The sequence below is a fragment of the Algibacter sp. L3A6 genome (assembly GCF_009796825.1).
Lineage (GTDB): Bacteria > Bacteroidota > Bacteroidia > Flavobacteriales > Flavobacteriaceae > Algibacter.
Genome location: NZ_CP047030.1, coordinates 2,454,855 through 2,468,365 on the forward strand (window position 1 = coordinate 2,454,855; position 13,511 = coordinate 2,468,365).

Sequence of the window (13,511 nt, forward strand, 5' to 3'; positions counted from 1 at the left end):
AAACTCTTTTTTTTATAAAAGCCCGTCAGCGTAAGTTGGCGGGCTTTTTATATTTTAAAGGTTTTGGACGTTACCCGAAAAGGGTCGGGCTTTCACTACTCGCTTTTTTGTGTTGCATAGGTGCAACCACACAAAAAGAGCTCAAACAAGCCGTTCAATCCCTAACGTACGTGTTGCTAGGGTTATTGGCTTTTGTAAGCAATATTAACATCTGCCAATTAGCAATACTAGATATGGCACAGCGTAAAACGTTTTTTTATTTATATTTGCATTTCAAATTTGGCAATGAGGTTTGCTTGTAACGGTTCTGCTTAGAGCTAATGACATCTACTTTAATAGACTTATGTCTCTGTAGAATCATACATTTAAAGCACTATGAAAAAAAACGAAATTAAAGATTTTTTATTCTCATTTGAACAAATTCCCTCTTTGCTATATCTCCTAAAATGGGTTTTAATCTGTTTAACACTTGGTGTTTTAGCAGGTAGTGTTTCTGCTTTTTTTCTATTAAGTTTAGAGTGGGCTACAAATTGGCGAGAATCTCATTTATGGGTTATATCCTTATTACCTGTTGGTGGCTTGGTTATTGGTTTATCTTACCATTATTACGGAAGTAGTGTGGTGAAGGGAAATAATTTGTTGTTAGAAGAATTTCATTCACCTAAAAAAATAATTCCATTTAGAATGGTACCACTCGTGTTATTTGGTACCATTATTACGCACTTTTTTGGAGGTTCTGCCGGACGAGAAGGTACTGCGGTACAAATAGGTGGCGCTATTGCCGATAGGTTTACCAAGGTTTTAAAGTTCTCAAAACGCGATCGTAAAATTGTTTTAATTGCCGGTATTAGTGCAGGTTTTGCTTCTGTTTTTGGAACACCATTGGCAGGCGGTATTTTTGCATTGGAAGTTTTGGTATTGGGTAGATTGCGATTAGATGCTATTATACCGAGTTTTATGTCTGCTGTTTTTGCAAATTATTTTTGCGAAATTTGGAATGTATCCCACACCCATTATCATATTAATACCGTGGCAGAAATGACACCTATAAATTTATTATGGTGCTTATTGGCTGGTATTATTTTCGGACTTGTAGCCATGTTGTTTTCTAAATCGACTCATTTTTGGAGCAATCTTTTTGGTAAGTACATAAAGTATCCTCCGCTTAGGCCAGTAATAGGTGGTACTATATTGGCTATTGCTATTTATTTTATGGGCACAACAAAGTATATTGGTCTTGGTATTCCTACTATTGTAGAGGCTTTTGATGTTAACCTGAATTCTTACGATTTTCTGTTAAAACTTTTATTTACGTCTTTCACTCTCGGAGCAGGATTTAAAGGAGGTGAAGTCACTCCTTTGTTCTTTATAGGTGCAGCCTTAGGAAATGTGCTAATCTGGTTTATTCCGCTACCTATGGCTTTACTTGCAGGTATGGGATTTGTCGCGGTTTTTGCAGGAGCAACCAACACACCAATTGCCTGTACTATTATGGGAATTGAACTTTTTGGAATAGAATCTGGTGTTTTTATAGCCTTGGCTTGTTCTACTGCATATTTGTTCTCGGGGCATTCAGGAGTGTATGCTTCTCAAATTATTGGTAGCCCGAAACACAAATTGTTCAAAGGTGAAAAAGGACTTTCTTTATCTGAAATAAATAAAAAACGAACTAAGAAATGACAGATTTAATTACGATACGTATCTATTTTGAGTATGGTCAGAAGATTAACAATCAGTCATTTTGGAAAAAAATGTATGCTTCCGATTTTTCAACCGAACTTATAAAACGAGCGAAAACCTTCGGATTGGAACAAGTATTGCACCTTAATGTAAGCAAGGGCTATTTAAATAACCAAAAAGTAAATTGGGGAATAAGTGAAATTCGCCATAGCAAACATCCACATCTTATTGAAATAGTAGATTCTGAAATTAAAATAAATCAATTTCTAGATGAACAAAAAGCATTTCTCAAAGACACTAAAGTTGTTATGGTTAAGAATGAAGTCTTAATTAAATAATCCCCTTTATAGTAAAACTTCAAAGTAAACGTTAAATATTATTTAGTTTTTCAATTTACGTTCATTAGCCAAAATCATACTAACAGCTTGTTTGTATTTAAAAGGATTGGTGGCTTTCTTTATAGCTTTATATGTTTTCTGAGGGTTTGAGCAAGATTGCGAAAAGAATTCCCAAAAGCCTAACATTTTCATTTTAATAGGTGTTGGTCCAGAAAGATATTCATCGTACTGGCTATAAATGGTATTGTGGAATTCTTCAAAAATATCCCAACGGTCTTTAGGATATTCCGTAGTATCGTCTTTTATCATTTGTGGTAAAAAGGGATCAGCAATTAAGCCACGACCAATCATAAAATGATCTAAACTAGGGAAACGCGTTTGTATACTTTTAAAAGCTTCAACACTAGTAATATCACCATTGTAATAGAGTTTATGTTTGGTGCTTGTAATACAGCGTTCAAAGGCATCTAAATCTACAGGACCTTTATAGAGTTGCTTTCCAATACGTGCATGAATAGCTATGTTTTTAAGGGGGTATTGATCTAAAATAGGAAATACATCTAGTATTTCTTCAGCATTGTCGTAACCCATACGCATTTTCATAGATACTAAAATATCGGTTTCTTTGTGCGCGCGTTCTAAAATATTATCAATTTTGCCAGGGTTGCAAATTAAACCAGAACCCATTCCAGATTTTGCAACCATAGGGTATGGGCAACCTAAATTCCAATTCAATTCTTTGTAACCTAAGCTTTGTACATATTTGGCAACAAACAAAAACTCTTCGGCATCGTTGGTTATAATTTGCGGAATTACTTCTAAGGTGTCATTGTTCTCTAGAAGCAAATCGTTTTGATAAGAGCTTTTAATTTTAAACTTACCATTTAGCCTAATGTATGGTGAATAAAACGTATCGATACCTCCAAAATAATGATGGAAAGCATTACGAAATCTAAAGTCTGTAAACCCCTGTAATGGAGAGGAAAGTAAAGTAAAAGCCATTTGTGTTTTATGAAGCGCAAATATAGTTATATCTTTTATGGCTTGGTAGAAAGATTTTTAATGATTTTGATTCAACATATCACAAATAAAAAACGCGTTCGTAAACCATGATTTATGTAATACCATGGCTTATAAACGCGTTAAAATTTAATGTTTTATTTTGAAAGCTAAAAAAGAACCTATTCGGAAACAGCAGCGTTTTGAGCTTGTAATAATTCGGTTAATACTTGTTTAAAAGTATCTACAGGTTGTGCTCCAGTTACGGCACTTTTTCTATTGAAAACAACAGTAGGAACAGAGTTTACGCCCAATTGTTGCCAATAACCTTCTTTGGTTTTTACTTCAGAACGAATGTCTTCATTATCTAATTTTGATAAACCTTCTTCAGCATCTAAACCGACATCTAATAAAGCTTGTTTTAAAACATCGCGTTTAGAAACATCTTTATGGTCTGTAAAAAAGGCTTTAGTAAGCGTCATTTTTAGTTCGGTTTGTTTACCGAAATATTTTGCATATTCTAATAAAATATGAGCTTCAAAGGTATTAACCATACGCATGCCTTCGAAATAATCGAAAGTAAAACCAAGTTCTTCACCAGCTTCGACCATACGTTGTTTCGATTCGTTTTGTTGCTCATCTGTAGAACCATATTTTTCAGCAATATGCTCTTGTAAATCCTGGCCTTCAGCTGGCATGTTCGGGTTTAATTCAAAAGGTTGCCACTCAATGTCTACTTGATCTTCAACCCCTAATTCTTTTATCGCTTTTTCTAAACGTTTATATCCAACGGTGCACCATGGGCATACAACATCTGATACGATATCTATTTTAAGTTTTTCTTTCATTTTACTATCTAATTTTGTGGTTTATTATTACCAATGTTTAGTTGGGATTTTTAAACCTATTTATAAGTAACAAGAATATCTGCCACTTGTTTTAAATTGGGTAATTCAATTTCAGATTTTGGAGCAAGCGGAAACGTTTGTTGTCCTGGTCTGCTCACAAAAGCAGCACGCCATCCGGCCCAAAGTGCACCAGCAACATCCCAACCATGTGCTGCAATTAGCATGCAGTCTTCAGGTTTTACGTTCAGTTGGTTTGCTGCCCAAGTATAAGTATCCGTAAAGGGTTTAAATTTACCAGCACCTTCAATACTTAATTGTGCTTCGAAATAATTTGTTAATCCGGCGCTTTCAAATTGCTTAGCCAGGCCTTCTTCCGAAGAATTGGTTAAAGCAACTAAAGTATAGCCGGCTTGTTTTAATGCTAATAAAGCATCTTTTACTTCTGGATGAGCAGGTAAATCGCGTAAACCAGATATAATGGTTTTACGAGCTTCATCTTCAGAAATTTTAATATCATGATTGGCTGCTACCATCTGTAAAGCGGCAGCACCAATGTGTCCAAAAGGTTTGTATTGACCGCTAGCCGAAACAACTAACGAATATTGTAACATGGTGGTAAACCATAACGGGAGTAAGTCTTCGTTTCCGCCTAGAGAATCTCCAACTAACCGTTTCATTTTAGTAAGATCTAAAAGTGTTTCGTTAACGTCAAAAAATAATACTTCAGGTTTTTGCTTGGTTTCCATTATGATATGTTTTTGTTAAAAAATAAAACTAATAGTTTTTAGCGAGGTTTTACTTTAACTTGTTTAATGCAGATACTATTTCTTTCGATTCAGCTCTTTCTTTATAATCGGCATCTAAAAAGGCATATTGAATTACGCCCTTTTTATCAATAACATAAGTCGCAGCTAGAGGTAATTCATTACTATTATCTCCGTTTTTTTGGTTTAAACCAAATCCTTCTTGGTAGATAGAAGCAACTTTTTTAGTAAGTTCGAATACAACCCCGTATGTTTTTCCAACGGTGTTACCAATATCACTTAAAACGGTAAATTCTAAATTGTTTTTTTCTGAAGTGTTCAACGAGTTATCAGGCAATTCCGGAGTTAAAGCTAAAAGCGTTGCGCCGGCTTTTTTAAACTCGGGTAAGTGTTCTTGTAAATGATGTAGCGTGATATTGCAGTAGGGACACCAACCACCGCGGTACCAAGTTAAAACTACAGGACCATTTTCTAGTGTATTGTATAGGGAAACAGGTTGATTTAAAGCGTTGTTTAATGTGAAATTTGGCGCTTTATCTCCAACGTTTAATGCTTTGTCTAGTATGCCAGAGTTTACTACGCTGGTAATACCATCGGCATAAATTTCATTTTTTTCTTTAGTGAATTTTGCGATACCTGCTTTACGTTGCACGTCTAATAAGGCATCTAATTCTCCTTTGTTTTTATTTGTTTCCATCTCTATACGTATTAATTCTGTTAGTGTAACTTCTTATTTATTAAGAACAATTAAACCACTTCACTAATTTGAACTTGTGGTTTTACATTTGTAAAATTAGGAAGATCTGCTAAAATCGCTTCTGCATTTGCGCCGAAAGATTGCTGGAACGTTTCCATAGATTTAAATACTAAATTAGCAATAACCACATAAGGAGCGGGTTGGTCTGGAGTTGCTCCGGCTAGTCCGAAATTAACATCGGAAGCTATAATGGCATCACCTAATAAATCAATTAATAATTGACCGTGTTGTTTAATGTAATATGGTTTGTCGAATTTTAAATCGACAGTATTCGGGTACATTACTGTTATTTTAATCATGTCTTGTTTTTTATTAATAAACCTTCCTCTTTATGGGAGGAAGGCTTACAGCTATTAAATTGTAGTTTTAGGGGACTACATTTTTATTTTTTCCAAGCAAAACTTTTAAAAGCATCATCGACAGGTGTGTTTGCGATGTGATTTGTATAGTTGCTAATTACTTTTTGAGACAGTCCTAAAATGATGTCTAAAACTTGTTGCTCACCATATCCAGCAGCGTAAAAAGCTTCTAGATCTGCTTGAGATACATTACCACGGTTACGAACTATAGATAATGTCATAGTACGAAGTGCTTCTAATTTAGAATCTGCAAGAGGTGTTTCGTTACGTAACGCTTCAGTAATAGAATCGTCAACTTTCATCATTTTTGCAATTCCTGTGTGTGCAGGTACACAGTAGTGACATGCATGCTCTACGTTAATGGTTTGCCATACTACAGTTAATTCATTCTCGTTGAAAGACGAGCTAACAAATAACTCATGTAATTGTTGGTATGCTTTAAGAATTTGTGGAGATGCAGCTAATACACCGTGTAAACCAGGAATCATTCCATAAGCTTTTTGAGAGTTTTCTAATAATGGCTTACTTTCTGCAGGTGCACTTTCGATGTTGTGAATTTTTAATGTTGTCATAATGTTTGTTTTCTTTTTAATTTAATAATTGTTTAAAATAACTAAACACTCGTTTAGTTATAGTGTAAAAAAAATGATTAGAGGTTTTTAAACGTCAATTCTATATAATCTTCAATTTCTTTCTTGCTGTTTACCCTTGCCGCGGCTGCTAAACCATGCTTTGCGAGTACTAAATAATTAGCTTGTTTTAATACGGTGTCTTCATCTTTAGAAGCATCCATTTTAAGCTTTTCTATAAATAATGTTTTTAAATTATCCATAAAAGAAGTCATTTCTTCTTTTATAATTAAATCTTCGGTTTCCGAAAATTCATTATACGTGTTGGTTACCAAACAACCTTTCTGTTGGTCGCTTTTAAAACTAGAACTAACAGAATCGTAGAAAAATTGTTTAATATCTTCAATACCATTAGAGGCGTTTTTGAAGTTTTCAAACATCTCACGGATTTTACTTTTATAGCATTTGATGCTTTCAATAAAAAGACCATGTTTATTTCCAAAACTAGAATATATCGAGAACTTGTTAATGCCCATTTCTTTCTCAAGCATTTGCATAGATGTAGACTCGTAGCCATTTTGCCAAAATAGACGCATTGCTTTCTCAACTACTTCCTCTTCGTTATATTCTTTTTTTCTTGCCATTATTTCTAAGTACGGCACAAAACTAAACAATCGGTTAGTAATAAAAAAATATTTAACAAATTTTTATTAATTCATTAAAAACACGTGTTTTATCTCAATATGATAAAAGCCTTTAGGTTATCTCTATGAAAAAATAAAAATTAATAAAAAAGTATTATCTTACAAAGGCAAATAAACCCTAACAGTTAAGCTTGCTTTTGTAAAAGTTTGTTTAACACTTGCATTGCAATAAGAAATGAAAGTTTACAAACTATCTTTTGGGAGTGTAACTATATTCTCCCCAAACTTGGCGGAAGTTATTATTAACGAAGGCGTGATAATGGATGAGCTAAATATTGATGAGTATCACGATTTTTTACTTACAAATCTCGATGCGCCATTCTCTTTACTAGTAAATAAAAAGCACGCTTACACTTACACCTTCGAAGCTCAAAAAATTATAGGAAAGTTAAAGGGAATAAAAACTACGGCAGTTGTAACTTCTACACCGGGAGCTTTAATGTCTACCGAAATGCTTATGCATATTAATAGCGCTGTTCGAGACTCAGTTAAAATTTTTAATAGCCGTGAAGAAGCTTTAGCTTATTTGAAAAAGGAGTAGTTTTTTTATTTCCTCAAACGTTTTAGTTGTGAGTGGCTTAAATTATAAGCCTTCTACTTGTCTGTCCGTATATAAAACGTAAATTTGCACCTCCAAAAAATAAACCATGACAGAATTTATAAGGAAGATCATCCCTAATGCTAAAGATGATGTTTTAGCAGGTATAACAACATCACTAGCAATGATTCCCGAAGTTGTAGCTTTCGCTTTTGTGGCGCAAATTAGCCCAATAGTAGCACTCTTTGGAGCATTTGTAATAGGTATTATTTCTGCTATATTCGGTGGTAGACCAGGTCTTATTTCTGGTGCAGCCGGAGCCGTAGCTGTCATTTTTGTACACATGATTCAAGAAGGGCATGCTAAAGGCCTTTTATTCGATCAGCCCGTAGAAAACATGGGGTATTTTTACTTACTAGCTGCCGTTGTTTTAATGGGTGTTATTCAAATTTTAGCAGGTGTTTTTAAGCTTGGTAAGTTTGTGAGGTTAATTCCACACCCTGTAATGCTAGGGTTTGTTAACGGTTTGGCTATTGTTATTTTTATGGCCCAATTGGGTATGTTTACTGAAAATACAAAAGATATTTTTGGGCAGAACATGCGTAAAACCGAATCTAAAGAATTGGTGTATAATATAAAAGATGGCGCTGTTACAGATTTAGTTTCTAACATCGAGTTGTTTTCTATAAAAGATAAATCGGTTGTAAATGTTAACACAGGCGAAGAGGTTTATATCATGACCGATAATCAGGTTTTCGATGCTAAAACCAAAAAAGTGGTCTTTAATATAACTGATAATGGTTTTTATTCTGTAAAAGATAGCGGTGTTGTAAAATCGAGATTACAAGGTAATACACTTTATATAATGATTGGTCTTGTGTTGTTAACCATGCTAATTGTTTGGGGTTTACCAAAATTAACCACTAAAATTCCTGCAGCTTTAACAGCTATTTTGATAGTGACTTTAATTGCTGTTTTTGGGGGTATTGAATCCATAAATGTTGGTGAGTTTATTAGAGATGGTGGTGGAGCTGGATTAAATGGTTTCGATGAATTATCTAAAAACCTAAATCTAGTTGAGCTATGGAGTAACTTACCTTTTAATTTAGATACTTTAAAGTTTATTGCGCCTTATGCCTTTTTAGCGGCTTCTGTAGGATTGATTGAAACTCTAATGACTATGAATTTAGTTGATGAATTAACAGAAACTAGAGGTGATGGAAATAGAGAATGCGTAGCACAAGGAACAGGGAACATCCTTAGTGGATTGTTTGGAGGAACTGGTGGTTGCGGTATGATTGGTCAAACCGTTATAAACGTCAATGCAGGTGGTAGAGGACGTTTGTCTGGTATCATGATGGCGTTAACCTTATTAACTTTTATCCTATTTGCAGATAAATATATTGAGCAAGTGCCAATTGCAGCCTTAGTTGGTGTAATGTTCATGATGGTTATTGAAACCTTTGCATGGTCTAGTTTTAGAATCATGAAAAAAATACCAAAGTCCGATGCTTTTGTATTAATCATTGTTTCGGCAGTCACGGTGTTTTTCGATTTAGCAATTGCAGTTTTTGTTGGGGTTATCATTTCTGCTTTAGTTTTTGCTTGGGAAAATGCTAAGAAAATTAGAGCTAGAAAGCGTGTTTCTGAAGATGGAAAGGTGAAAACCTATGAAATTTGGGGGCCATTATTTTTTGGTTCTATACAAGCGTTTAATGATAAGTTTGATGTTAAAACAGACCCAGAACAAGTTGAGATTGACTTTATCGAATCTCGTGTTAGTGATCATTCGGCAATAGAAGCTATTTTTAATTTAGTTGAAAAATATAAAGCTGAAGGAAAATCTATTAAACTGAAACATTTAAGTGACGATTGTAAACTTCTATTATATAAATCGAATCCTAAGTTTAGAGAAGTTATAGTAGAAGATATAGACGATCCGCGTTATCATTTAGCGGCAAATCCTGAAGCTTTTCCAAAAGGATTAGGGGAATATAAATTTTAGATTAAGTATTATAAATTAAGCAGCTTTTAGTTTTTTATATTCTAACCGTTTCGGTCTGTCTCTAGAAAATTAAAAGCTGTTTTTTTTATGCCAAATTTTCTGAGATTAGTATTTATAAAATAGCCTTCGGAAGAATTTTACGAGTCCAAGTTTTCAAGCGTTTGTAGTTGTTAACTTCAGAATCTGGATTGAAATCTAAAGTTGTTTCCCATGAGTTTTCGGGTTTAAATTCGATTTCCATACCTTTTAAAACACCTTTAGATATTTTTTCAGAATCAACAATTACGATGCATTCTGTATTTAAATTAGCGCTTCTTGGGTCTAGGTTAAACGTACCAATAACAGTTGTTTTATTATCAATTACCATGGATTTAGCATGAAGACCAAAGGTTGGTTTGTAGTCTAGTTTTTCTTGTAATTCCCCAGTCATTATGTTCGACCGTTCTTCTGCATCTGGACGAAACTCAAAAATACGAACGCCTGTTTCAAGTAATTTTTCACGATCGGTTTGGTAACTACTAAAAGCTTCAACATTATCGGTAGAGGCGAGGCTATTGGTTAGAATACGAATGCTAACACCACGGTCTACGGCTTTTTTAAACAAATTCCGACTAAGATCGGAAGTGATTAAATACGGTGTTTGAATATCTATAGAGGTTTCTGCTTTTTTTACTAAATCTATTAAGGCGTCAGTGGAACGTCCTCCGGCAGATAAGTTGTAAGCATCATCATTTTTACCTGGTAAATCGGAAATAAAATGCACGTTGTCTAGCCAAACAAAATCGTTAGAACTTTTAATCTCGTTAAATGTTTCTGGTAGATTTTCAATACGTTTTCGTACTTGCGGCCAAAAGTTCTCTGGATTACAAGCATACTCATGAAGCTTATCAAAAGTGGTTTTTGAGTATAATTTTTCAATATCACTTTTAATCACTTCGGTTACGTCTTGGCTTAGGTCACTATTCCAAAACATTTCAAAAGATGATTTTACATTTTTCGCTTCTTTCCCTAATAAAAGAATATCACGATCTCTAAAATTGTATTCGTGGTCGTAATCAAAATATTCATTAGCTATATTTCTACCGCCAGTAATAACGACTTTATTATCCACAATAAAGGTTTTATTGTGCATACGTTGGTTGGCACCTTTAAAATCGGTTGATAGTTTTCCTATCTTCTGAAAAATGTTTTTACCTAAATTAATACCTGGATTATAGATTTTAACCGAAATATTCTCATGTGAGTTAAAGGTTAAAATATCTTCAATTTCAGCATCAACCATAATATCGTCTACTAAAATTCGGACTTTTACACCACGATCTGCAGCGCGTACTAAGTAATCGCATGCAATTAGGCCGATGTTATCGGTAGAGAATATAAAGTATTGTATATCTATTGTTTTTTCGGCATACTCGGTTAGCCATGCTCTGGCTACCATAGAGCCACTCCCATCTTCTAAAACATAAACACCTGTTTTATTGGCCATTAAAGGTGCTATATCTTCAAGAGCAGTAGATAGTGTAAAACTATCGTCACGATGGATATTTGAACAAAAATCTGTGATAATAGTTGCGGTGTTATGGTCTTTACAAGACGCTAAGGTGGAACATATTAATATACAATAAATTCGGAACTTCAAAGAAAATAGATTTTATAAAGCGTTATTTAATACGCACTGTGTCGGGAACTAATTTGGTGTAATCACCGTTGTTTCTAATAACATCTCGAACAATAGATGAAGCAATGTATGATGTTCTTGCAGCGGTTAAAAGAAAAACGGTTTCAATTGCAGCAAGGTCTCTATTAGTGTGTGCAATAGCTTTTTCGAATTCAAAATCTGCTGGATTTCTTAGCCCACGTAAAATAAATTCGACACCAATTTCTTGGCAAAAATGTACCGTTAAGCCTTCATAAGTCACCACTTTTACTTTAGGTTCGTCTGCAAAGGTGTTTTCAATAAATGCTTTTCTTTCTTCTAAAGTAAACATATATTTTTTATCGGCATTAACGCCAATAGCCACAATAATTTCATCAAAAAGTGTAACGCCACGTTTTATAATATCGTAGTGTCCTAAAGTTATCGGGTCGAATGATCCTGGAAAAATAGCTCGTTTCATTAAGTTGGTTTTCTTCCTAAGAAATTATAGGAAATGTTTAATTGATTAGTAAAGATACAAATCTAAAATTCAAGTTTTAATTGGGCTTTTATCTTATTGATTTATAAAAGTCCAAATATGTTATGGAGTTTGTTATTTTAGAGCTTCTTCAATAGCGCTATCAAACAAATCACTTAAACTAATTCCTGCTGCTGCTGCTTGTTGTGGCAAAATACTTTCTCGCGTTAAGCCCGGAATGGTATTCATTTCTAATAAATGGGGTTCACCATCTTTAAAAATATACTCGCTACGGCTAAAACCTTTCATTTTTAAAACTTGATAAACCTTTTTTGCAAGCGCATTTACTTGGTTTTCTTGCTCTTTTGTTAGTCTGGCAGGGGTTATTTCTTGTGATTTACCTAAATATTTTGCTTCGTAATCAAAAAAATCATTTTCGCTTACAATTTCAGTAATAGGCAATACTTTTACTTCGCCTCTATAGGTAATTACACCAACCGATACTTCTGTGCCATCTAAAAAAGACTCTATAATAATTTCATCATCTTCCTTAAAAGCAACATCTATAGATGGTTGTAAATCTGTTTTGGTATGCGCTTTCGAAACTCCAAAACTACTACCTGCCTTATTAGCTTTTACAAAGCAAGGTAAGCCTACTTTAGCAATAATATCATCTTCATTTATAACATCGCCTTTGTTTACAAAATAAGATTCTGCAGTCTTAATTCCGTAAGGTTTTAGTACGCTTAAACAATCACGTTTATTAAATGTAACGCCTGCTTGATACATGTTACAACTGGTCTGTGGCATGTTTAGCAACTCAAAATAACCTTGCATTAAACCATCTTCTCCGGGAGTACCATGTATGGCATTAAACACACAATCGAAAGTAGTTTTACTTCCGTTTACGGTAACCGAAAAATCGTTTTTATCAACAGGGAATTCTTCATTATTAGTATCTACATAAACCCATTTATCTTTAAATATATGAATTCTAAAAGCGTTGTATTTTATTTTATCAAGCGATTCAAAAACCACATTTCCGCTGGTTAAAGAAATTTTGTATTCGCTAGAATAGCCTCCCATTATTATGGCAATATTTTTTTTCATTTGTATGTGTTTATGCCTTCCGCGAAAGCGAAAAAATCTTTATTCGGTCTAAAACCAATAATAAAACGTAATTATTGATAGTTATTATTCGTAAAGCTAAAATATCATATAAAATGCAAAAGAAAAAACAGTTCTGTTTTTATATCTTTGCCTAATCATAAAAATTATACATGAGCATTATTAAATTTCTTGTTAGCAAAACATTTTTCAAGCAATTAGCATTGGCTATCGTTGCAATTGTAGTACTTTGTTTCATTATGTTGAAATGGTTAAACGTATCTACAAACCATGGTGAATTTGAAACCGTACCAGATTTAAAAGGAAAGTCTATCAATGTGGCCGAAATTGAGTTGGGAGAGAATAACTTAGTGATGCAAATTCAAGATTCGGCAAACTTTAACCCGAATTACCCAAAGTTTTCGGTAATAGAGCAAGAGCCACAATCGGGAACACAAGTAAAAGAAAACAGAAAAATATATTTAACATTAAACCCATCGGGATACCGTAAAATAGAGGTTCCAGATTTAAAAGAGCGCACGTACCGCCAAGCCAAACCAACTTTAGAAGCCTTAGGTTTTAAAGTGGGTAAACTAACTTACGAAAACAATATTGCAGAAGATATGGTTTTACGTATGACGTATAAAGGCAAAACCATCGAACCTAGCGATAAGTTAGAGAAAACTTCGGTTATCAATTTGGTTTTAGGTAACGGCAAGAGACCTTAAT

15 protein-coding genes are annotated in these 13,511 nt (G+C 33.9%); 5 read left to right on the forward strand and 10 right to left on the reverse strand.

The genetic code is table 11. The features are described from left to right. Positions 1-375 precede the first annotated feature (375 nt). Both GQR98_RS10310 and GQR98_RS10315 read left to right on the forward strand, forming a co-directional pair. On the forward strand, positions 376-1,680 hold the full coding sequence (locus GQR98_RS10310) for a voltage-gated chloride channel family protein (RefSeq protein ID WP_159019421.1): 1,305 nt from the start codon (positions 376-378) through the stop codon (positions 1,678-1,680). Continuing rightward, positions 1,677-2,018: a DUF190 domain-containing protein gene (locus GQR98_RS10315; protein ID WP_159019422.1), complete on the forward strand. Its 342-nt coding sequence runs from the start codon at positions 1,677-1,679 to the stop codon at positions 2,016-2,018. Before GQR98_RS10310 ends, GQR98_RS10315 begins: the two co-directional genes overlap by 4 nt. Before the next feature lie 42 nt (positions 2,019-2,060). On the opposite strand, the gene GQR98_RS10320 is transcribed toward GQR98_RS10315, so the two are convergent. The 7 genes from GQR98_RS10320 to GQR98_RS10350 all read right to left on the reverse strand — a co-directional run bounded on the left by GQR98_RS10320 (position 2,061) and on the right by GQR98_RS10350 (position 6,958). Then, positions 2,061-3,020 carry a tRNA dihydrouridine synthase gene (locus GQR98_RS10320; protein ID WP_159019423.1) on the reverse strand — a complete coding sequence of 320 codons (960 nt, stop codon included), beginning with the start codon at positions 3,018-3,020 and terminating at the stop codon, positions 2,061-2,063. Positions 3,021-3,199: 179 nt separating this feature from the next. Then, positions 3,200-3,865 (reverse strand): DsbA family oxidoreductase, encoded by a 666-nt coding sequence (locus GQR98_RS10325; protein WP_159019424.1) that lies wholly within the window; start codon positions 3,863-3,865, stop codon positions 3,200-3,202. A gap of 56 nt (positions 3,866-3,921) precedes the next feature. After that, a complete protein-coding gene (locus tag GQR98_RS10330) occupies positions 3,922-4,611 on the reverse strand; it encodes a haloacid dehalogenase type II (RefSeq protein ID WP_159019425.1) in 690 nt (229 codons plus the stop codon). Positions 4,612-4,660: 49 nt separating this feature from the next. Beyond that, positions 4,661-5,326, reverse strand: coding sequence for a peroxiredoxin-like family protein (locus GQR98_RS10335; RefSeq protein ID WP_159019426.1), 666 nt, complete (start codon positions 5,324-5,326; stop codon positions 4,661-4,663). A gap of 50 nt (positions 5,327-5,376) precedes the next feature. Continuing rightward, positions 5,377-5,685, reverse strand: a complete 309-nt coding sequence (locus tag GQR98_RS10340) for an EthD family reductase (RefSeq protein ID WP_159019427.1) — start codon at positions 5,683-5,685, stop codon at positions 5,377-5,379. An 83-nt stretch (positions 5,686-5,768) separates the two neighbouring features. Further along, positions 5,769-6,317: a carboxymuconolactone decarboxylase family protein gene (locus tag GQR98_RS10345; protein ID WP_042499949.1), complete on the reverse strand. Its 549-nt coding sequence runs from the start codon at positions 6,315-6,317 to the stop codon at positions 5,769-5,771. A gap of 77 nt (positions 6,318-6,394) precedes the next feature. Next, positions 6,395-6,958, reverse strand: a complete 564-nt coding sequence (locus tag GQR98_RS10350) for a TetR/AcrR family transcriptional regulator (protein WP_159019428.1) — start codon at positions 6,956-6,958, stop codon at positions 6,395-6,397. A gap of 235 nt (positions 6,959-7,193) precedes the next feature. Here GQR98_RS10350 and GQR98_RS10355 point away from each other — a divergent pair, with 235 nt between their 5' ends. Next, complete coding sequence (locus GQR98_RS10355) at positions 7,194-7,559, forward strand: hypothetical protein (protein WP_159019429.1); 366 nt, start codon at positions 7,194-7,196, stop codon at positions 7,557-7,559. Between the two features lie 106 nt (positions 7,560-7,665). After that, on the forward strand, positions 7,666-9,561 hold the full coding sequence (locus tag GQR98_RS10360) for a SulP family inorganic anion transporter (RefSeq protein ID WP_159019430.1): 1,896 nt from the start codon (positions 7,666-7,668) through the stop codon (positions 9,559-9,561). Positions 9,562-9,673: 112 nt separating this feature from the next. On the opposite strand, the gene GQR98_RS10365 is transcribed toward GQR98_RS10360, so the two are convergent. The 3 genes from GQR98_RS10365 to GQR98_RS10375 form a co-directional block, all read right to left on the reverse strand. Further along, on the reverse strand, positions 9,674-11,200 hold the full coding sequence (locus tag GQR98_RS10365; RefSeq protein WP_233267994.1) for a phospholipase D family protein: 1,527 nt from the start codon (positions 11,198-11,200) through the stop codon (positions 9,674-9,676). 22 nt (positions 11,201-11,222) lie between these two features. Then, a complete protein-coding gene (coaD, locus tag GQR98_RS10370; RefSeq protein WP_159019431.1) occupies positions 11,223-11,678 on the reverse strand; it encodes a pantetheine-phosphate adenylyltransferase in 456 nt (151 codons plus the stop codon). A 132-nt stretch (positions 11,679-11,810) separates the two neighbouring features. Further along, positions 11,811-12,785, reverse strand: coding sequence for a D-alanine--D-alanine ligase (locus tag GQR98_RS10375; protein WP_159019432.1), 975 nt, complete (start codon positions 12,783-12,785; stop codon positions 11,811-11,813). Positions 12,786-12,955: 170 nt separating this feature from the next. Between GQR98_RS10375 and GQR98_RS10380 the strand changes: the two genes are divergently transcribed. Continuing rightward, a complete protein-coding gene (locus tag GQR98_RS10380; protein ID WP_159019433.1) occupies positions 12,956-13,510 on the forward strand; it encodes a PASTA domain-containing protein in 555 nt (184 codons plus the stop codon). The last annotated feature ends 1 nt before the right edge of the window (position 13,511 follow it).

Coding starts and splice junctions, on each gene's coding strand:
- GQR98_RS10310 (WP_159019421.1), top strand. CDS start 376: ATGAAAAAAAACGAAATTAAAGATTTTTTATTCTCATTTGAACAAATT.
- GQR98_RS10315 (WP_159019422.1), top strand. CDS start 1,677: ATGACAGATTTAATTACGATACGTATCTATTTTGAGTATGGTCAGAAG.
- GQR98_RS10320 (WP_159019423.1), bottom strand. CDS start 3,020: ATGGCTTTTACTTTACTTTCCTCTCCATTACAGGGGTTTACAGACTTT.
- GQR98_RS10325 (WP_159019424.1), bottom strand. CDS start 3,865: ATGAAAGAAAAACTTAAAATAGATATCGTATCAGATGTTGTATGCCCA.
- GQR98_RS10330 (WP_159019425.1), bottom strand. CDS start 4,611: ATGGAAACCAAGCAAAAACCTGAAGTATTATTTTTTGACGTTAACGAA.
- GQR98_RS10335 (WP_159019426.1), bottom strand. CDS start 5,326: ATGGAAACAAATAAAAACAAAGGAGAATTAGATGCCTTATTAGACGTG.
- GQR98_RS10340 (WP_159019427.1), bottom strand. CDS start 5,685: ATGATTAAAATAACAGTAATGTACCCGAATACTGTCGATTTAAAATTC.
- GQR98_RS10345 (WP_042499949.1), bottom strand. CDS start 6,317: ATGACAACATTAAAAATTCACAACATCGAAAGTGCACCTGCAGAAAGT.
- GQR98_RS10350 (WP_159019428.1), bottom strand. CDS start 6,958: ATGGCAAGAAAAAAAGAATATAACGAAGAGGAAGTAGTTGAGAAAGCA.
- GQR98_RS10355 (WP_159019429.1), top strand. CDS start 7,194: ATGAAAGTTTACAAACTATCTTTTGGGAGTGTAACTATATTCTCCCCA.
- GQR98_RS10360 (WP_159019430.1), top strand. CDS start 7,666: ATGACAGAATTTATAAGGAAGATCATCCCTAATGCTAAAGATGATGTT.
- coaD (WP_159019431.1), bottom strand. CDS start 11,678: ATGAAACGAGCTATTTTTCCAGGATCATTCGACCCGATAACTTTAGGA.
- GQR98_RS10375 (WP_159019432.1), bottom strand. CDS start 12,785: ATGAAAAAAAATATTGCCATAATAATGGGAGGCTATTCTAGCGAATAC.
- GQR98_RS10380 (WP_159019433.1), top strand. CDS start 12,956: ATGAGCATTATTAAATTTCTTGTTAGCAAAACATTTTTCAAGCAATTA.